The organism is Enterococcus sp. HMSC072F02 (assembly GCF_001837725.1).
Lineage (GTDB): Bacteria > Bacillota > Bacilli > Lactobacillales > Enterococcaceae > Enterococcus_B > Enterococcus_B lactis.
In genome coordinates this window covers 1-18,849 of the sequence record NZ_KV833889.1, presented here as the reverse complement: position 1 = coordinate 18,849, position 18,849 = coordinate 1, and the positions used below count along the sequence as shown (strand labels likewise).

The following is an 18,849-nucleotide window of genomic DNA, read 5'->3' as shown; positions in this document are numbered from 1 at the left end:
TTTTCTGTCTAGTTAATTGTAGCCTATCCATAAAACTAATATAAAGCTTGGTACGATTCTGTTTGTAAGACATACGAATAGTATCAGAGGTAGGAGCCAAGCTGCCTGATATTAAATTATCGATAAAGTAGAAAGGTTAAGCATTAGCCGCTGCAATAACTAATGCTAGGAGACAGCAACGTGTAACCATTACCGCACGTGTTTCTGAATGGTGGTAGCGACCGATTTGAACGGCTAGGGCGGAAATACGGTGCAAATGCACGGTGGTTTCATGCAATGCTTACATGGCGTATTTTGTAAGGGTATGTAACGGAGATAATCCCGACGGTAATGGATGTGAGAGGCCAAGCCGACGCTGACGGTAGGGCAAACAAACATAGTTGCACTCTAGCGATCGTTATTTATTTTTAACGGTCAAACTAGGGTACAACTATGCTTAAAACACTTCGCCTCAACTTCTGGTAGCAAAAGTGATTTTGAAAGTCAAAATATTTTTTATGAGTTATTTACAATTCTAAAAAACAAGTGTATTAATCTACTAATTTGAGACTTGTACTATTTTATTGTTTTCGTGTTTAATGTATTGATAAACTTTGTTTGTAACTAAACAGTCTTCTAAAGCATCGTGTGAATTATTATCTAAATTGAGATAATCTTTTAAAGTTATTAGTTTGTGATTCGGAGTTTCGAAATGTCTTCGTGCTAAAGGTAAAGTATCAATTACACGAATTCGTTGATTTAATTCAATATTATTTTCATTTAATTGATGCAGCAAAAACTTTAAATCAAAAGGTGCGTTATGAGCGACAAGAGTATAACAACTAATGAACGACATTAGCTGAGGTGAAAAGTCTTCAAATGTGGGCATATTTACGACATCTTCTAATTCTAATCCAGTTATCTTAGTTATTCTTTTAGAGATGTTTGATCTAAATGGTTTAATATTTTGATATATGCGATCAATTTCTTCGTTTGATTCATATTTTATAGCACCAATTTGGAGAATTTCGCTATCCAACGGACTTAATCCAGTGGTTTCGAAATCTATTACGACGTAATCATCAACCAGTTTACGAGCTTTAATGTAAGTTGGACTCTTTTTATCTGCTTTTTTTGATTTCGAGGGAGGGGTAGGACCGGTTATATTTACTGATTTTTTAATCAAATCATCAATATCTATTTTGTTTTCGATAACGTTTTCTTTATCAGGGTTTTGAATAGTAGCATCTTCATTTTTTTCTATCGTTTGTTCTTTGATGATTTCTTTCATTTTATGAGAAAAACTCAAGAAAAGAATTCCTACCACGACAGAAAATCCACCTGATAAAAAATCTCCACTTGCTATGATTCCACCAAATAAACCTATAAATACAAGAAAAGCGCCTATTGAAAGTAATAATATTCGTACAATATTTTCATTTTTCATCCCCATCTCTGATATAATAATATACACAGTCTCGGAAATGAGAACCCTAGCCGCAGCTCCAACTGCGAATGGGGTATTTTTTATAGGTCAAAACTTACTTTTACCGCTTTACCCAAAATTCTTGCTGGATTATTTTCATCAATGATATAAGGATGATAATCATTATTATCGGGCATTAGCATTACAACATCATTAACATGTTTAACTCTTTTGAGAGTCGCTTCAGAGTCGCCGTTTACTATAACTGGTGCAATTTCTCCATCTTCCACAACTGGTTGTCTTCGAATCAACACGTAACTATCAGAAGGGATTGTAGGAACCATGCTATTACCTCTGATTTTTAAATAAAAGACTTCACCAGTGGGCAAGTTTTCGTCTATCTCTTCTCTATATTCTTCAATATTTTCTTCAGCTAAAATAGGATCTCCACAAGCAATTTCTTCCAAAACAGGAATCTGTCTATATTTTTTAACAGGTATTAAATTTTTCGGTATCTCGCCATACCGCGGATCAATCGTAGACTTCAATACGCCAAAATAATCTGCTATGTCGTTAAAGGCAGCGCGCGTTAATGCTGGATTCACTAGCAAAGAAGCCGCTAAAGCTGCTGATGTGCATTTTCAAACGTTGTCCAAATATGAAATAGATAGTTCTGATATTCCATTTTCTCTTTTAAAAGAGCTGTCTAATCTGTATCAAGTTCCTATTAACAATTTTTTTTTGAGCAAAGAGTACGCTTTAATCCGTATCATAAATAATAAAAGAAATGAGGTAATGAATTGAACGAAGTTTCAAAGGACGTTCTGGCAATCGAAGCCCACGAAAAAGCAAAGTCTTAGTCTGATACGCTTAACACTTCTTTACTATTGTTTAAACAAAATATCCTAATTATTTCTAATTGATTCTATAAGCACTTTACTTAGCGATACATAAAAATTGTGATACAATTTAGTCATAGTTTTAAAGGATATTATGGTCACTAAGTTACACATATAAATTTTTATGGAGGTGTGGTAATATGGCAAATTTCTACGGAAATGATCCTTTTTTCAACAATGATATGGATGATGTTTTCAATCAATTATTTCGGCGCATGGATAATCAAAATTCGGGGCGTGCACGGTATTTAGTTAATGGACAATCGTTGACACCGGATGAGTTTGCTCAATACCGAGCAACTGGTAAGCTACCCCAAAATAATAAAACAATAGAAGTATCTAAAGATGGTAAACAGGCTGTTAAAAAAGGAGGGATTTTAGAAAAGTTAGGGACTAATTTGACGGAACAGGCTCGTGATGGATTACTAGATCCAGTGATTGGACGTGAGAAAGAGATTCAAGAAACTGCAGAAATTTTGAGTCGTAGAACGAAAAATAATGCAATCTTAGTTGGTGATGCCGGTGTAGGTAAAACTGCAGTCGTCGAAGGTCTGGCACAAGCAATTGTGGCTGGTAAAGTTCCAGAAACGATTCAAGATAAAGAAATCTATTCGATTGATTTATCTTCTTTGGAAGCGGGAACTCAATATCGCGGTTCTTTTGAAGAAAATATTAAACAGCTGGTAGAGGAAGTTAAAGCAGCTGGTAATATTATTCTATTCTTCGATGAAATTCATCAGATTCTCGGCACGGGTGCCACTGGTGGTGAAGATGGTGGCAAAGGATTGGCTGATATCATTAAACCTGCTTTGTCACGTGGCGAGCTGAGTGTAATCGGGGCTACGACTCAAGATGAATATCGCAATACTATTTTGAAAAATGCGGCTTTGGCACGGCGATTCAATGATGTTGTGATTAATGAACCGACGGCCGCTGACACTTTACGTATATTACAAGGTGTTAAAGAGCTGTACGAAAAACATCATCATGTTGTATTACCAGATGATGTTTTGAAGGCGGCTGTGGATTATTCAATCCAATATATACCACAACGCACTTTGCCAGATAAAGCTATCGATTTGATCGACATGACTGCGGCTCATTTAGCGGCTAAAAATTCGCAAACTGATGTTGAGACATTGGATCAACGCCTTAAAAAATTAGAGGCAGCTAAGGAGGCCGCCATTAAAGCGGAGGACTTTACAAAAGCCGCTGATATCAAGAAGTCGATCGAGGAAACCAAGCAAAAAATTAAAGAAACGGATCAAAAAGAAAAAATCACTGCCACGATTGATGATGTGGCACAATCGGTTGAACGTTTAACTGGTATACCAGTTTCTGATATGGGCGCTAATGATATTGAGCGCTTGAAAAATCTTGATAAGCGTCTGAAAAGTAAGGTAATCGGTCAAGATGAAGCGGTTGAAATGGTAGCAAAAGCAATTCGGCGTAACCGTGCGGGCTTTTCAGAGGGTGATCAGCCGATTGGAAGTTTTCTGTTTGTGGGCCCAACTGGCGTAGGAAAGACTGAATTAGCTAAGCAATTAGCCTTAGATATGTTTGGAAATGAAAATGCGATTATTCGGCTAGATATGAGTGAATATGCTGATCGTACAGCTGTGTCGAAATTAATTGGTACCTCGGCTGGATACGTAGGCTATGAAGATAATGCTAATACTCTAACCGAACGGGTTCGGCGTAATCCATATTCCATTGTATTATTAGATGAAATTGAAAAGGCTCATCCACAAGTATTAACGTTACTGTTACAAGTGATGGATGATGGGCGCTTAACGGATGGACAAGGCAATGTCATTAATTTCAAAAATACGATTATTATTGCTACTTCTAATGCTGGCTTTGGTAATGAATCATTAAGTGGTGACGAGCAACGAGATCAGTCATTAATGGATAAGTTAGCACCATTTTTCCGCCCAGAATTTCTGAACCGTTTTAATGGAATCGTGGAATTTTCACATCTGACTAAGCAAGACTTAAGTCAAATTGTCGATTTGATGTTGGCGGATGTACAAAAAACTTTAGCCAAAAAATCCATCAAACTTGAGGTAACTAAAGCGGCCAAAGATTGGCTGATGGAACAAGGCTATGATGAAGCAATGGGTGCGCGGCCATTACGGCGAGTAATTGAACAACAAATTCGTGATAAGGTAACAGATTTCTACCTTGACCACTTAGATGTCAAAAACTTGAAGGCTGATTTAGTGGATGATGAGATTGTGATATCGGCAGCTTAGCTTAAATCAGTGTTCATAAATAACTTTATATAAGAGGAGATTTATTGGGAAGGAGATTGCTTGATAAATCTCCTTTTTTCGTTGATTTTCACCATTTGATATTAATCTATTGAGTAATATGGGTAGCGTCAAGAATCTTGTGTAAATTAAATGCCTCCGTACATATAATATGTAGTTAATTTAAATAAAGGATGATTCTAGGGTGTCCTGAAGTCCTTTGAATCCGCGATGGATTCGCTTCATGGACTTCTCGTTGTAGACATTAAACTGAGAAACCAGGAATCGATCCAGTGAATCTTCCGTTGGAAATTGTTCTTTGTGGTTGGTGTTGCGTTTGAGATGCTTGTTAAAGTTCTCAATCAAGTTGGTTGAATACAATGAACCGCGAATAGCTGGTGGGAAATCCATGAAAGTGAGCAGATTCGGCATTTTAAGCAGATTTTTGATTAACTTGGGATAGGTCTGATACCAGTTGTTGGCGAAGTCATTCAATTTTCGTACCTGGCATGACATTTAGTGGGACTTCTGAACGAAATGAAGTTGATTACTGATGAATATAACTAGGAAATGACGCAATTGATTGGGGATATGGACCTTGAAGATGCCAAAATTAGCATAGAAGATCTAAGTGTTTATACGAACGATGATCAAACCTATTTCGTCGTTTTTGATCTCAAATATGAAGGATTGGATTCAAATCAAGTCCTTGTTTATGTAGCATCCGATCACGTCAGTTATTCCAATATAATCGATCATTATGAGCTAATCGCAACAAATACCAAATTAAAAAAGTGGAATAGATGATGGCTATTTTCGAAAAAGTCTCTTACTTTATTTCTATCGATCATCGGTAAAGTATCGTCGGTCGGTCACAAATCAAGTCAAACACCTGGAACGGGTGACGAGCAATGAATTTGATCAATTCAAAAATAAAGTAGCTTTTGAAAAGCTGCAGCGTGAAATCGAACAAGCAAAAATGAGTCAAGAGTCAGGCCTATTCAATTAGGAGAAAGAGGAAAGTCATGGAAAATTATTACTTTATCAATAGCGTGGATCCAGAGAACCAAATGATGCGTATTCAAGAAGTGGGTGCTGGCGAAATGAGTGCGCAACAGGTACGTATCACGAAAGAGGATGCCGATGTTTATTCTTTAATGTTGGATGAAGCAACGCAAGAAGGGGAGCCGCTGATCGTTCAGCTGGATCTAAAATAAAGTCAAAATCAGCCGTAGAAAAAATTTTTTCGACCAGTACAAACAAAAACCGATTTTCTTTTTTTAGAAAGTCGGCTTTTAATAACGAAGCTAATTTAGTTGAAGTAGTTGCTCAATAATCGAAGAGCTGCCTGGTAAAAATAAAAGTAAACTACCTATGACTAACAAGATCCCTAAAACAAAACAGGCTATTACGAATTTGGTTGATCTAGATACTTCTTTATTTGAAACACTTATGATCAACAAAGTTATACCGACAGCTAACGTTAAAAAATACCAAAATCCCATTGTTATCGCCCACTTTCTTTGAATAGTTTTTACTTTCAAACTGTTTAATAAATTTTATCATAGACAAGAAGAACTAATCCTTGTACAAGAAAAATATATGTAAAGTTTAAACTTTCTTATACTATATAGGTTGAATTAAATACTTTACATCCGCACGCACAGTCGGTCAATCACTACCAAGCCAGGTAAAAGCAAAGGGGCTATTTTTGCGTATCGCTCAAAATCAAGCATGATTGGCGGACGTGGCGTTGTTCTGACTTCCGAAGAAGCGATTCACGAAAACAAAGATACATTTACGCATTGGACACCCAACGTTTATCGTTATGGAACATATGCAGACGAAAATCGCTCATATACTAAAGGGCATTCTGAAAATAATTTAAGACAAATCAATACATTCTTTATTGATTTTGATATTCACACGGCAAAAGAAACTATTTCAGCAAGTGATATTTTAACAACAGCTATTGATTTAGGTTTTATGCCTACAATGATTATCAAATCTGATAAAGGTTATCAAGCATATTTTGTTTTAGAAACTCCAGTCTATGTGACTTCAAAATCAGAATTTAAATCTGTCAAAGCAGCCAAAATAATCTCGCAAAATATCCGAGAATATTTTGGCTGCTTTGACAGTTGATCTAACGTGCAATCATTTTGGGACTGCTCGCATACCAAGAACGGACAATGTAGAATTTTTTGATCCCAATTACCGTTATTCTTTCAAAGAATGGCAAGATTGGTCTTTCAAACAAACAGATAATAAGGGCTTTACTTGTAAGTCTAACGGTTTTAAGCGGTACAAAAGGCAAAAAACAAGTAGATGAACCCTGGTTTAATCTCTTATTGCACGAAACGAAATTTTTAGGAGAAAAGGGTTTAGTAGGGCGCAATAGCGTTATGTTTGCTCTCTCTTTAGCTTACTTTAGTTCAGGCTATTCAATCGAAACGTGCGAATATAATATGTTTGAGTTTAATAATCGATTAGATCAACCCTTAGAAGAAAAAGAAGTAATCAAAATTGTTAGAAGTGCCTATTCAGAAAACTATCAAGGGGCTAATAGGGAATACATTACCATTCTTTGCAAAGCTTGGGTATCAAGTGATTTAACCAGTAAAGATTTATTTGTCCGTCAAGGGTGGTTTAAATTCAAGAAAAAAAGAAGCGAACGTCAACGTGTTCATTTGTCAGAATGGAAAAAAGATTTAATGGCTTATATTAGCGAAAAAAGCGATGTATACAAGCCTTATTTGGTGACGACTAAAAAAGAGATTAGAGAAACGCTAGGCATTCCTGAGCGGACATTAGATAAATTGCTGAAGGTACTGAAAGCGAACCAGGAAATTTTCTTTAAGAATAAATCAGGAAGAAATGGTGGTATTCAACTTGCTAGTGTTAAATCATTGTTGCTATCGATCATTAAAGTAAAAAAAGAAGAAAAAGAAAGCTATATAAAGGCGCTGACAAATTCTTTTGACTTAGAGCATACATTCATTCAAGAGACTTTAAACAAGCTAGCAGAATGCCCCAAAACGGACACACAACTCGATTTGTTTAGCTACGATACAGGCTGAAAATAAAACCCGCACTATGCCATTACATTTATATCTATGATACGTGTTTGAAAGAGAAGACGAAAACGGAGATAAAAAATATTTTATCGGTACATTTCAAAGCGATAAGTTGAAACGACTCACTCCATATAAAGATGATAAAGAGGAATTGGCTCAACAGCTTAAAAAACAGCAAGACCAACATAGAGAACAAAAGCAAGAACAAACAATAGCTTTACAAAGAGAAGAAGAAAAATAAAGGAGAATGAGCTATGAATTTTCTACAAAATAATTTCCAAACTTTATATTTAGGTGCAGCTGCAGGAGATATTCAAGGAAGAATTTCCGGAGCATTAACAACAGTTCAATCCGTATTGACAGGTATACAAGATCGTCAAAAAGCATTTAGATGAAGCGGAAACAATCGTGATTGCGACCGACAGCGACCGAGAAGGTGAAGCAATCGCCCGCTTGATTATCAACCTTTCGGGAAATAGCCGGAAAACCATTAAACGTTTATGGATCAACTCGCTTGAAACTAGCGAAATCAAAAAAGGATTTCAAAATCTGAAGGACGGACAGGCGTTTTATTCCACTTACAAAGAAGCAGAAACCCGACAAATCGCTGATTGGCTGGTAGGAATCAATCTCCCCCGTCTTTACACGCTTTATATGCAGAAAAACGGCATGAGAGGCGTGTTTAGCGTTGGACGCGTCCAACACCCGACTTTGTTCTTGATTTACAACGCAACGAAGAAATCAAACATTTCGTCAGCAAGCCATTTTATGAGTTGTATGCCACTTTCACACACTCGAATGGTAAGTACAAAGGGAAATACAAAGAGCGGTTTGGTACACTCGAAAACCTTGACGGGTTCAAAGAAACCAATCAGCTAGAGCAAGCGGAGAATGCCGAAGTAACAAATGTCAAAGTGGAAGAAAAACGGCAGTATGCGCCGAAACTCTTTAGCTTGTCTGATTTACAATCTTTCGCGAACAAACGCTTTAAGTACAGTGCCGACAAAACGCTTTCGATCGCTCAAAAACTCTATGAAAAAAAGGTGCTTTCTTATCCAAGAAGCGATACCAATTATATTGGTAGCCCCGAATTTGACTACCTGAAAAGCAACCTCAGTCGGTATCTCGAACTAGTAGGAGTGGGCATTTCCGAACCGCAGCTAAACGAAAATAAACGGTATGTAGATGGAAGCAAAGTACAAGAACACTATGCGATTATTCCAACGAAGACATTGCCGAAGCTCAGTGATGTAACGAAAGACGAAAAAAACATTTATCTTCTGGTCTTGTATCGTACCCTCGCAATTTTTGAAAAGCCGTATATCTATGACGAAACCACCATTGATACAGCGATCAATCAGGTTCTGTTCCAATCAAAAGGGAAGACAGAAAAAGAGCGTGGATGGAAACGACTATATAAACAGGAAGAAAAAGACAAGTACGACCCACTTTTACCAGAAGTAACCGTCAATGATTCAGTGGCTTTCGCCCTTGAAACAAAGGAAGGGAAAACCCAACCACCCAATTACTATACAGAGGGCACACTGCTAACCGCCATGAAACATGTCGGACGGGCAATGGACGATAAAGGCAGCAAAGACATTCTTAAAGAAACCGAAGGGATTGGAACCGAGGCCACTAGAGCCAGTATCATTGAAACCTTGAAGAAACAGGACTACATCACGATCAGTAAGAGTAAAATCTATGTGACAGAAAAAGGCGAATTGTTGTGCCGCATAATTGCAGAGGACGAAATCGCCAATGCCGGCATGACTGCCCAATGGGAACGCTATTTGAAAAAGATCCGAAGCCAACAAGGCACACAAGAAGCTTTTTTAGGCAGTATCGAGCGGTTTGTGCAGCACCTCATTGAAAAAGTGCCACAAAACTTCCAAGACAAAAAAGAAAACATTGCAGATGTAGCCGGGCATATGGAACAAGAAAATGTGATGGGTACGTGTCCGAAATGTCAAAACAGCGTAGTAGACAAAGGAAAATTTTATGGCTGTTCGGGCTACAAAGACGGTTGCAAATTTACGCTTCCTAAAAGATGGAGCCAAAAAGCACTCACAAAGAAAAATGTCCAAGATTTATTAAGCAAAAGAGAAACGAGTTTAATCAAAGGGTTCAAAAGTAAAAAAGGAAGCAATTTCTCGGCAAAGTTAACACTGAATGACGAAATGAAATTAGCTTTTGAATTTCCAAAAAAATAAAAACACAAGATCTAGACCTTGCCCCTTTTGGAAAAAAGGGGCAAGCCCCCAAAATCGTCTCAGTCACCCAGTTGTAATAGCCTAAAACTGAATAACACTTAAATAAGTCAAGGAACGGGTAAGTATTTTTTGGCAGACCACCAAAAAATCTCCACCCTCACAGTCCTTGACTTCTTTATTTTTGGCTGTGGGCTGTCGTCGCCGACAGTCAAACCAGTTGTAAAAAATATTTGCTAGCTTGCCTGTCGCTAAAATAGTGTACCGCCAAAAAACGCTTGAAAGGAATTTTTCTTTTGCTCGCTTGTTGCTTTGTAAGAATAAGTAGCTATTCTGCAAATAACCCTAATATTTCGTATTTCTCTAAAAAACCAGTGTTTGAGAGGGAAGTTCTACGCTCATTTCAGATTGATCTATGGGTAACTATCCATGAAAATACCTGTAAACCGCTCTTTTTTCAGTTTTTTTAAAGAGAGAGAAAATAAAAATAAAATACCAACTTTTTACGTATATTAATAACGAAGGACTTAAATATAGGATGATCAAAGGAGGCGTTCTTATGTATGAAGACGAATGGAGAGAATACTATGCAACCAAAAATGAGAGCATACATATTACGAGAAACAAACTCATTTTCCAATGCAATGAAGGAATCGCTCTGTCTACTTATAAAAAGGAAATTGAAAGAATCATGCATGCATTGGCACTTAAACTCTTATTACTGGAGTTAAATTCATATGATTTTTAATCTGCAAAAAAGTTTATAGCACCGTCGCTTATACCAGAAAATATAACAAACGCCGCATTGTTTTTTTGTGCACTTTAATAATCTATTCAACTAAGGAATTAAGCTGGCTGTCAAGAGAGTAATATCGTATTGAATCTCAGGTGGAAATTTTCTGCGGTATCTTTTTTGACTGAAATTACATTAGTGTCTTTTGGGGATTGTGTATGTAAGTATTTTTTAAAATCATTTTAACAAGTTTTGGACAAAAATTCTCATGAAAAAACAGAATTTAAATAGCATGATAAATTAGAGAAGATAGTTTAATGTGCTTATAGGAACACCCCACTTTTACAGTCACAATCAATAACCTTGCTACTTTCTTTCGAAATTGATAAGAGTCTAAAGGATTGACAACGCTTGATAGTGAGCATAAACTTAATGTACGCTAGTTAGTTTACAAGTGTAAACTAAAAAAGTATGATGTGTCGTCTCTGAAATTCTCCCTGATTCAAGTCATAACCAGAGTACATATCGGTTATTTTTTGATTCCATATTTTTTCCTTTATGTGCTGAGGATTAAGGGGTACCAATTGTAATTGCGCGTTATATGGTCTTTGTTTAGAATCGCTCTCCAAAAAGCCAATTTTTTTGCATAGAATTTTTAGATGTGTTACCATTAATTAGAATTATTATAAATAAGAAGTAGGTATCATTGTTTCAGTACAAAGACTAGGAGGAATGGAAGATGGAAATAGACTACAAGGATCATGGGAAGAAGCCGTATATCATTAATATTGAAGACGCCACCACAGGAAATGATAATTACCGGACGACCATTTGGACAGGCAGTAAACTGCAAGTCACCGTAATGTCCATTCAACCGGGCGATGACATCGGTTTGGAAGTGCACGAAGGCATTGACCAATTTATCCGTATTGAAGAAGGAGAAGGCGTGTGTAAAATGGGGCCTTCTAAAGATAACTTACATGTTCAACAAAAAGTGATGGATGATGACGCCGTATTTGTTCCGGCAGACATGTGGCACAACATCGAAAACACCGGTGATAAGCCGCTCAGACTGTATACCATTTATGCTGGTCCAGATCACCTTGAAGGAACGGTTCACCCTACTCATGAAGACGCCAAAAACGATCCAAACGAACACTGAGGTACACTAGGATGAAACAAAAGCCTTGCACCCGTATGGATGGTCCACTGGTGCAGGGCTTTTTTATAAAGGAGAGAAGTGGTATGAGTGATTCATTGTTTCAATTAGAGAAGGTTGGTTTTCAGGCAAACGGAAACCAAATCCTTCAAGATATCTCTTTTACAGTAAACAAAGGGGAAGTGATTGTTTTTTCTGGTCCTTCTGGAAGTGGAAAAAGTACCCTTTTGAAATTAATTGGTACGCTGCTTTCCCCAACTTCCGGAAAAATTTATTATCGAGGTACGGATCTGCAAAAAATCGATCCTGTGGAGTATAGAAAAGAAGTCTCTTATTTCTTTCAAAACGCTTCTCTATTCGATGAGACAGTTCAAGAGAACTTGTCTTTTCCTGCCCGCATAAGAGAAGAAGGATTTGATCGGGAACGTGCAAAAAAATTGTTAGAACGAGTTCAAATACCTGAAACTTACTTATCGAAAGAGGTCAAGGAACTATCAGGAGGGGAAAAACAACGGGTTGCATTGGTCCGAAATTTGATGTATCAACCGAAAGTGTTGCTCCTGGATGAAGTTACCAGTTCATTGGACCAAGAAAACAGAGCGATTGTCCTTGATTTAGTCCGAGACATGATGAAAGACCAACAAACTACGGTGTTGGCCGTCACTCACAACCAGGAAGAAATCGACCAAGCTTCTCGTCTGATTACTATCAAAGGTGGAAAAATGGAGGAATCGAAATGACAAACAATTTGGAAATCAGTAATCTTTCTTTGCTTTTATCCTCTGTCCTCTTGATAGTTGCCTTGTTGATTGATTACAAAGAGAAATTGGGATTAGGAAACGACATTTTTATTGCGGGAATTCGCGCTGTCGTTCAATTATTCCTTATTGGATATGTATTGAGCTACGTATTACGAGTGGATAACAACTTTCTCACTTTAGCGATGGTTTTGTTCATTGTGTTCAACGCTTCTTATAACGCCCATACACGCAGTGAGGGGATCAACCGCTCTTTTAAAATTTCAACGACGGCTATTGGAGTAGGAACAGCCTTGTCCTTATTCATTCTTGTTTTTTCAGGAGTCATTGACTGGACCCCTTCCCAAATCGTTCCAATTACAGGCATGATTGCCAGCAACGCCATGACTGCGATTGGAGTGACCTATCGGTCTTTGAATTCAAAATTTACGGACCAACGCCAACAGGTATTGGAAAAATTGGCATTGGGAGCCAATAAAAAACAAGCGTCCATGAGTATTGTAAGAGAAAGCGTCAAAACGGGCATGGCTCCTTCTATTGACCGAACAAAAACGGTTGGACTTGTCAGCCTACCAGGTATGATGTCAGGGTTGATTTTTGCGGGAATTGATCCTGTTCAAGCGATTCGTTACCAAATTGTTGTGATGTTTATGTTGATTTCAGTTACTGCGATTTCTTCATTTATTGCTAGTTATATGGCTTACCGTGAGTTTTATAACAATCGCAGTCAATTAATTATATGATTTGGGATGATACACTACTCTTAAAACCAGTGGTTACAATTTTATGTAGTTAAAAGAAGACCTCACGAGAATAATTGCAAAAAGAACTTCATTTTTTAATGAAGAAGGATATTTTTGTCATCGAATCTTTGGAACGACTAGGGCGAAGCTATGATGAAATTTTTTATATAGTGCAGCAACTGGATTAAAAGGATATCGGACTGATTGTTTTGAACATGCCTATCCTCAACCAATGAGAACTTTCGACGAAATCATGTTCTAGAAAGAAATTTCTATCCAATAAGAATTCCAAATCATGGACACTATTATCAAAGAAGCTTTAATAGATAAAATATTCAAAGCAGATTCTAAAAAAGTCGATTCCACAAAATATACATGAAATGAAAAATGGAGGAATATAAGTGAACTTTATGTATGAAGTTAAAACAACTAAATCATTCCAAGCGGCAACAGAAGCACTCATTGAGAAACTCAAAGAAAGAGAATTTGGTGTATTGTATCAAGTTAATTTTAAAGAAAAAATTAAATCTAAAGGGTTAGATTTCCCTACAAATTTTGAGGTATTAGAAGTATGTAATCCAAAACAAGCAAAAGAAGTATTGGAAAAACGTATTGAAGTTGGCTACTTTTTACCGTGTAAGGTAGTTGTTTATGAAAAAGAAGCCGATGTGTATATTGGACTACTAAAACCAACAGTATTAATTGACTTCTAGCAGAACAGGAAAAATGACCGAGCTTTCTCATGAGTTTCCAGTGATTGTTACTACTCCTAGTGCTACCCTTAACGGTATATTGGTGCAAGACAACAATGATAATAATTGCTATATAATGGTAGACGGTCAAACTCTATACAGAGGAACATACCAATAAATTTTGAGTCTTAATATGACTGATATTTATAAAAAATTCCTGATATTAGAACAAGAATACGCTGTCTTCAAATGTATAATATTACAATAGCACGATATAGCAATATTGTTATATCGTGTTTCATAATAATTAAGAGCTTTAAAATTAGTATTTATTAGATACGTAAAAGCTATTTTAGTATTGATAAATTGTTACCAGCAACAAAAAAGAAGTTACTTAGTGCTAACTTTTGAGCAACTGCTAGAGGAGGTAGGATATGGCTAATTATCCTGTAATTTTTATTGTATTTTCTAGAAATGTAATTATTCTCTTAAACATTCCAGCAAATCCAAGTATATAGAAAATTTACGTTTTCTATATACTTGGATTTGAATTATAGCTATTTGTAATTTACTTCAATTATTTCGCTATAGCAGCTAATAACACTATAAAGACACATACAGCAACTCCTTAAATGGGTTTCGTATGTGTCTTTATAGTGTTGATCACTTCATATTTTAGTTGGTCAAAATCCTTATCATATGTAGCAATATATACCACTAAATTTACAGCATCTTTTTGATCAATAGCTAAAAGCTGTCCATTGATTTTCAAAAAGACAAAAGTAGCTAAGAAAGCAGTACGTTTATTTGCATTATGAAAAGGATGTTTCTTTATCAATTGTATAAGTAGGATAGCTGCTTTTTCATAAATCGAAGGATAAACCTCTTCACCAAAAGCTGAGGCTCGAAGTTGTCCTACACACATTTCTAAAGCATTCGCGTCCTTTACACCAATGGGTTCATTAGGAGAGTATTTTTTTATTTGGATCACATTCATTTTTATAACATCTTTGGCTTCTAGGTAATGAACACTCATTTATCGACAAGCTCTCTAAAAGTAGTATCATATTCAGTTAATGCTTGAGATATTGCTACATCGATCTCATCAGATAAGGTTTGTTTTTTTGTAATTGCTGCTCGAAGTTTTTCTTCATCTAAAAAAACCGTATCTCCAGGATTTAACCCATTTTCTTTAAGAAACTCCTTTGAAATAGTTAATACTACTGAATTCCCTACTTCTCTGAATTTTCTTTCTTTGATTGCCATAGTCTTCTCCCCTTTTTTGTTTGTATATACAGTATATACGCTTATTGATTTTAAATCAATCGTAGTCCCTCTCATGTCTAACTCTATAGAAAGATTGTTCTTTCTATAGAATTAAGAAAAACCAAAAAAATTTTTAGAATACAAACTGCTATCCCCTCGCCTATTTATATATACCATTTATTTTATATGATTATATAGAACCTTATATAATTTGTGTTTTCCAAAAAAAATATAGCATACCAATTGACAAACGTCCCTATAATTGGTATAGTCCAATTGTAGAGGTACTCCTCTCTCCTACTTATTGAAAGGATGAATGACATGAAAAATACAGAAATATATCAAAAAATAGATACAATCATACTTCATATGCCCGATTATATAAAAGATTTTGTTCAAGATCGTGAAGATAAAGATCAATCACCTCGAACCACTTTAGAATATCTAAAAAATTATAAGCTCTTTTATGAATGGCTTCTGAGTGAGTCTATCGTTCCTGATACTTCAATCACCTCGATAAGACATTTAACTGCCTATGACCTAAACTTGTACAAATCTCATTTGAAACGTCGCGCAAAAGAAAATGTAAAAAAAGATACAACAAAAGCTAAGCTCGAAGATAATAATAACTTAGGCCTATCCACTTCTACTATCAATAGAAATATAACAGCATTGAAAGTTCTATTTAAATATCTTTCGAAAAGTTCCAATAATCCTCTAGGAAAACCATACTTAGACGATAATCCTATGGACCAGGTAGCAACTATCACAGATAAAACAACTTTAGCAGCTCGTGCAAATGCCATTGAGAAAAAATTATTTCTAGACGAAGATACACAAAATTATCTAGATTATATTGCCAATGAATATAAAAATACTTTGAGCAAACGAGCTCTGATCTATTACCATCGAGATGTAGAAAGAGACCTGGCGATCAATGCACTGATTTTAGGATCTGGATTGAGACTCTCCGAGGTTGTAAATATTAACTTAGATGATCTATCTTTGGATAAGAATAATGTGGTAGTAACTAGAAAAGGAAATAAGAGAGATGCGGTCAATATAGCAGCGTTCGCAATGGAATATTTAGCTAATTATCTAGCTATTCGGAAAGAAAGATATAAAGTGACAGAAAACGAAAAAGCATTATTTCTAGCAATTTACCAAGGAGAAGCCAAACGTATATCCGGTATTGCAATCGAACGGATGGTAGCAAAATATTCGAAAGGATTCAGAGTCCAAGTCAGTCCGCATAAACTGCGTCATACATTGGCTACTAGACTCTACCAACAGACAAATTCTTTGGTATTGACTGCCCAACAATTGGGACATTCAAGTACCAATACAACGACTTTATATACCCATATAGACAATGCGGCTACAATTGATGCATTGAATTCATTATAAAAAAAAGTCCAACTACAAATAGATTTCGTAGTTGGTTTTTTTTATCTCTAATCATGCAAAGATTAAATACCTAATTTAAATCCTTTTAAGGAAGCACCGATTTCATCTTCTGTAATTCCAATATATCTTTTAGTAATCGATTGAGAACTATGATTAAAAATAAACATTAAGGTAGCAATGTCTCTAGTTTTCTTGTAGTAGTGATACCCAAAAGTTTTTCTTAATGTATGTGTTCCTATATCATCTCTTCCTAATTTTTCTGCTATATCTGCATATATCTGATAGACACGATCCCTTGTTATATGTCGACCTTGTTGCCGACTTGGAAATAACCAATCATTTTCTTCTTTACCTTCAGTATATAATAAAATCTCTTCTCTCAAATTATCTATAAAAATCGGTTTTCGCTTACCTGTTTTATGTTCAACAATAATAGGCTTACTTTTACCTCGTATGTCTCCAACTTTTAATCCTATAATATCTGACATACGTAACCCATTATTGATTCCAAACAAAAATAAAAAACTATCTCTTTCTGGATTACTTGTTCTTCTTAGCCAAAACTGAAAATCTTGTATCTCTTCATTTGTCCTTAACGGTTGTACATTATAGCTCACTATTGTTTCCCTTCTTAAAAATATTCTGAGTTCATGATTATATATATATTTTACCATAATCATGAACTTATATATATACTCTGTTAAAAGTGAAGAAAATCAAGGGGTTTAGTTTATGATTTTATATCATTTCAGTAACTCAGAATATTCCGACTTTTTTGTACAAAAAAATTAACCTTACTTATATGAAGATTCTAAGCTCTTATTTAAATTTTAGACGGGCAGTTATCCGTAGAAGTTCTTAGAATAGCTAATTTACATAATTAAATTATATGAAATTTAAGTTTGAACAATATACTAAGAACTCCCCTTACTATAAAGTGAAATAAATTAGCATATGAATAACCGTGCTACCAAGCTTTTCATTAATAAAATATTTTTATTAATATTTTATAACTTTACGCAAGATCATAATTTTGTCTGTGTAGATATTTCATTATATCACTAAAGATAATAAGATTTAATGACCTCATTAATATTGTTTGCTAGGTCCAAACTCTTATTAAACTTTCTTTGCTATAAAACCCAAACATAGTAATAAAAGAATAACTTATTACCTTTAAATTATACTACCAACAAATGGTAGTATATTATTAATTTATATAATATGAAACCTAAAACATAGTAGTATGTTAATTTATACTAAATTAAATAAAGTACTACCTTTAATAGGTAGTACTTTATTATCAAGCCATTATTCCTTCTTCTACTAGTTCTTTTTGTCACATAATTTTGCAATCAATAAATGTTGCGCAATAAGTATAAGAATTCCATTTTCTAAATTTGAAAGGTGATCCATAATTTCATGTTCAAGTAGTTTATTAATTGTCCACTTGTCGCTTCATCTAAAAATTTTATAGGTTTTAGGAATGCTATTCGCTTATTTTAGGAAGATTTTAACTGTTTGCTGTAGATATATATCATACTAGTATCGTAATAAAAGTACTCTAAAACAAGAATTTTCAAATACGCAAAATTAAGTACGAAAGAGTTGAAACAAATTTGGAGAAAAATGAGCATAGAATGTCTAATGAGTTAAATAGACCTAAAAATTATCTAAAAGTGGAGCAAAATTAGGAATTACAAACAAAACACTAAATTAGTTTATATAATTTTCCGTAATATTTAATATATATGAAAAGGAAAACGTAGAAAATTACGTCTACGTTTTCCTATTTAGTTCTTATTTTTATTAAATTTTATATTTGCTCTTTTCACTTTTCGGAATAAATTAACTGTGACTCTTGATACCTTCTTTTATATATTGCTAATGTATTTTCTCCATTGCTATGAAAATAGAATCAACATATTTATAATATCTATCTAATCTATTTTCATTTAACCGCAGCATCTTATTAAATAACGTGTAAATAAGAATATAAAAGTTATTGAACTAATTAATAAAGATAGAATCATCGTAGTTGGATACGTAGATGAAACCTCAACTATAGTTCTTTTTCCCGTACTTTTAATAGACACTAAACCATTGTCATTTTCTATAGTGCTCTTTTTCCCATTTACTTTCACAACTGTTCCCCAATAATTGAATACAGGTAATGTGATATTTTGCTCATCGGCATCTTCTACTGTATAGACTATTTGGTTCTGTTGCGAAGTTTGAAAATCAAACG

Annotated in this window: 21 protein-coding genes and 2 pseudogenes; 16 read left to right on the top strand and 7 right to left on the bottom strand. The window is 35.1% G+C overall.

From position 1 onward, the window contains the following. Positions 1-538: 538 nt before the first annotated feature. On the bottom strand, positions 539-1,426 hold the full coding sequence (locus HMPREF2731_RS01425; RefSeq protein ID WP_002316080.1) for a 3'-5' exonuclease: 888 nt from the start codon (positions 1,424-1,426) through the stop codon (positions 539-541). Between the two features lie 80 nt (positions 1,427-1,506). Continuing rightward, positions 1,507-2,010, bottom strand: coding sequence for a LexA family protein (locus HMPREF2731_RS01420; protein WP_002308079.1), 504 nt, complete (start codon positions 2,008-2,010; stop codon positions 1,507-1,509). On the opposite strand from HMPREF2731_RS01420, the gene HMPREF2731_RS13995 reads away from it, so the two are divergent. Together HMPREF2731_RS13995 and clpL are read left to right on the top strand one after the other, a co-directional pair. Then, positions 1,973-2,209, top strand: a complete 237-nt coding sequence (locus HMPREF2731_RS13995) for a helix-turn-helix domain-containing protein (protein WP_002308077.1) — start codon at positions 1,973-1,975, stop codon at positions 2,207-2,209. The genes HMPREF2731_RS01420 and HMPREF2731_RS13995 overlap by 38 nt on opposite strands. A gap of 235 nt (positions 2,210-2,444) precedes the next feature. After that, on the top strand, positions 2,445-4,559 hold the full coding sequence (clpL, locus tag HMPREF2731_RS01415; RefSeq protein ID WP_002308075.1) for an ATP-dependent protease ClpL: 2,115 nt from the start codon (positions 2,445-2,447) through the stop codon (positions 4,557-4,559). Positions 4,560-4,739: 180 nt separating this feature from the next. Here the strand turns inward: clpL and HMPREF2731_RS01410 are convergent. Continuing rightward, positions 4,740-5,054: pseudogene (locus HMPREF2731_RS01410) on the bottom strand (transposase); the annotation flags it as partial. 81 nt (positions 5,055-5,135) lie between these two features. On the opposite strand from HMPREF2731_RS01410, the gene HMPREF2731_RS01405 reads away from it, so the two are divergent. The 13 genes and pseudogenes from HMPREF2731_RS01405 to HMPREF2731_RS01355 all read left to right on the top strand — a co-directional run bounded on the left by HMPREF2731_RS01405 (position 5,136) and on the right by HMPREF2731_RS01355 (position 13,949). Next, on the top strand, positions 5,136-5,363 hold the full coding sequence (locus HMPREF2731_RS01405; protein WP_002330418.1) for a hypothetical protein: 228 nt from the start codon (positions 5,136-5,138) through the stop codon (positions 5,361-5,363). A gap of 218 nt (positions 5,364-5,581) precedes the next feature. Beyond that, positions 5,582-5,773, top strand: a complete 192-nt coding sequence (locus HMPREF2731_RS01400; RefSeq protein WP_002314345.1) for a hypothetical protein — start codon at positions 5,582-5,584, stop codon at positions 5,771-5,773. 517 nt (positions 5,774-6,290) lie between these two features. Then, the gene (locus tag HMPREF2731_RS15185) at positions 6,291-6,701 is read left to right on the top strand and encodes a hypothetical protein (protein WP_002316999.1); all 411 of its coding nucleotides are present in this window, start codon (positions 6,291-6,293) and stop codon (positions 6,699-6,701) included. A gap of 59 nt (positions 6,702-6,760) precedes the next feature. After that, on the top strand, positions 6,761-7,636 hold the full coding sequence (locus tag HMPREF2731_RS01395; protein WP_256337549.1) for a primase C-terminal domain-containing protein: 876 nt from the start codon (positions 6,761-6,763) through the stop codon (positions 7,634-7,636). A gap of 43 nt (positions 7,637-7,679) precedes the next feature. After that, a complete protein-coding gene (locus HMPREF2731_RS01390) occupies positions 7,680-7,874 on the top strand; it encodes a hypothetical protein (RefSeq protein WP_002311030.1) in 195 nt (64 codons plus the stop codon). 13 nt (positions 7,875-7,887) lie between these two features. Next, entirely contained in the window at positions 7,888-8,028 is a 141-nt protein-coding gene (locus tag HMPREF2731_RS14965) for a hypothetical protein (RefSeq protein ID WP_002316998.1), read from the top strand. Positions 8,029-8,041: 13 nt separating this feature from the next. After that, a pseudogene (locus tag HMPREF2731_RS15460) lies at positions 8,042-9,411 on the top strand (DNA topoisomerase); the annotation flags it as partial. Further along, positions 9,403-9,846, top strand: a complete 444-nt coding sequence (locus HMPREF2731_RS15455) for a topoisomerase C-terminal repeat-containing protein (protein ID WP_325820038.1) — start codon at positions 9,403-9,405, stop codon at positions 9,844-9,846. The pseudogene HMPREF2731_RS15460 and the gene HMPREF2731_RS15455, both read left to right, overlap by 9 nt. A 556-nt stretch (positions 9,847-10,402) precedes the next feature. Then, positions 10,403-10,591 (top strand): hypothetical protein, encoded by a 189-nt coding sequence (locus HMPREF2731_RS01375; protein ID WP_070872156.1) that lies wholly within the window; start codon positions 10,403-10,405, stop codon positions 10,589-10,591. Between the two features lie 724 nt (positions 10,592-11,315). Next, positions 11,316-11,738 carry a cupin domain-containing protein gene (locus tag HMPREF2731_RS01370; protein WP_002307506.1) on the top strand — a complete coding sequence of 141 codons (423 nt, stop codon included), beginning with the start codon at positions 11,316-11,318 and terminating at the stop codon, positions 11,736-11,738. A gap of 83 nt (positions 11,739-11,821) precedes the next feature. Continuing rightward, complete coding sequence (locus HMPREF2731_RS01365; protein ID WP_002307505.1) at positions 11,822-12,475, top strand: ABC transporter ATP-binding protein; 654 nt, start codon at positions 11,822-11,824, stop codon at positions 12,473-12,475. Further along, complete coding sequence (gene fetB, locus HMPREF2731_RS01360; RefSeq protein ID WP_002316994.1) at positions 12,472-13,236, top strand: ABC transporter permease; 765 nt, start codon at positions 12,472-12,474, stop codon at positions 13,234-13,236. Before HMPREF2731_RS01365 ends, fetB begins: the two co-directional genes overlap by 4 nt. 410 nt (positions 13,237-13,646) lie before the next feature. Next, positions 13,647-13,949 carry a DUF302 domain-containing protein gene (locus HMPREF2731_RS01355; protein WP_002316681.1) on the top strand — a complete coding sequence of 101 codons (303 nt, stop codon included), beginning with the start codon at positions 13,647-13,649 and terminating at the stop codon, positions 13,947-13,949. A gap of 607 nt (positions 13,950-14,556) precedes the next feature. Here the strand turns inward: HMPREF2731_RS01355 and HMPREF2731_RS01350 are convergent. Both HMPREF2731_RS01350 and HMPREF2731_RS01345 read right to left on the bottom strand, forming a co-directional pair. Continuing rightward, positions 14,557-14,964, bottom strand: coding sequence for a type II toxin-antitoxin system death-on-curing family toxin (locus HMPREF2731_RS01350; protein WP_002307501.1), 408 nt, complete (start codon positions 14,962-14,964; stop codon positions 14,557-14,559). After that, positions 14,961-15,194, bottom strand: coding sequence for an AbrB/MazE/SpoVT family DNA-binding domain-containing protein (locus HMPREF2731_RS01345; RefSeq protein WP_002295764.1), 234 nt, complete (start codon positions 15,192-15,194; stop codon positions 14,961-14,963). The genes HMPREF2731_RS01350 and HMPREF2731_RS01345 overlap by 4 nt, the downstream gene beginning before the upstream one ends. 321 nt (positions 15,195-15,515) lie before the next feature. Between HMPREF2731_RS01345 and xerS the strand changes: the two genes are divergently transcribed. Next, entirely contained in the window at positions 15,516-16,601 is a 1,086-nt protein-coding gene (gene xerS, locus HMPREF2731_RS01340) for a tyrosine recombinase XerS (protein ID WP_002295762.1), read from the top strand. Positions 16,602-16,663: 62 nt separating this feature from the next. On the opposite strand, the gene HMPREF2731_RS01335 is transcribed toward xerS, so the two are convergent. Both HMPREF2731_RS01335 and HMPREF2731_RS15155 read right to left on the bottom strand, forming a co-directional pair. Further along, a complete protein-coding gene (locus HMPREF2731_RS01335; RefSeq protein ID WP_002295761.1) occupies positions 16,664-17,218 on the bottom strand; it encodes a tyrosine-type recombinase/integrase in 555 nt (184 codons plus the stop codon). A 1,338-nt stretch (positions 17,219-18,556) separates the two neighbouring features. Beyond that, on the bottom strand, positions 18,557-18,849 hold a 293-nt coding region (locus HMPREF2731_RS15155; RefSeq protein WP_083311696.1), incomplete at its 5' end, for a hypothetical protein.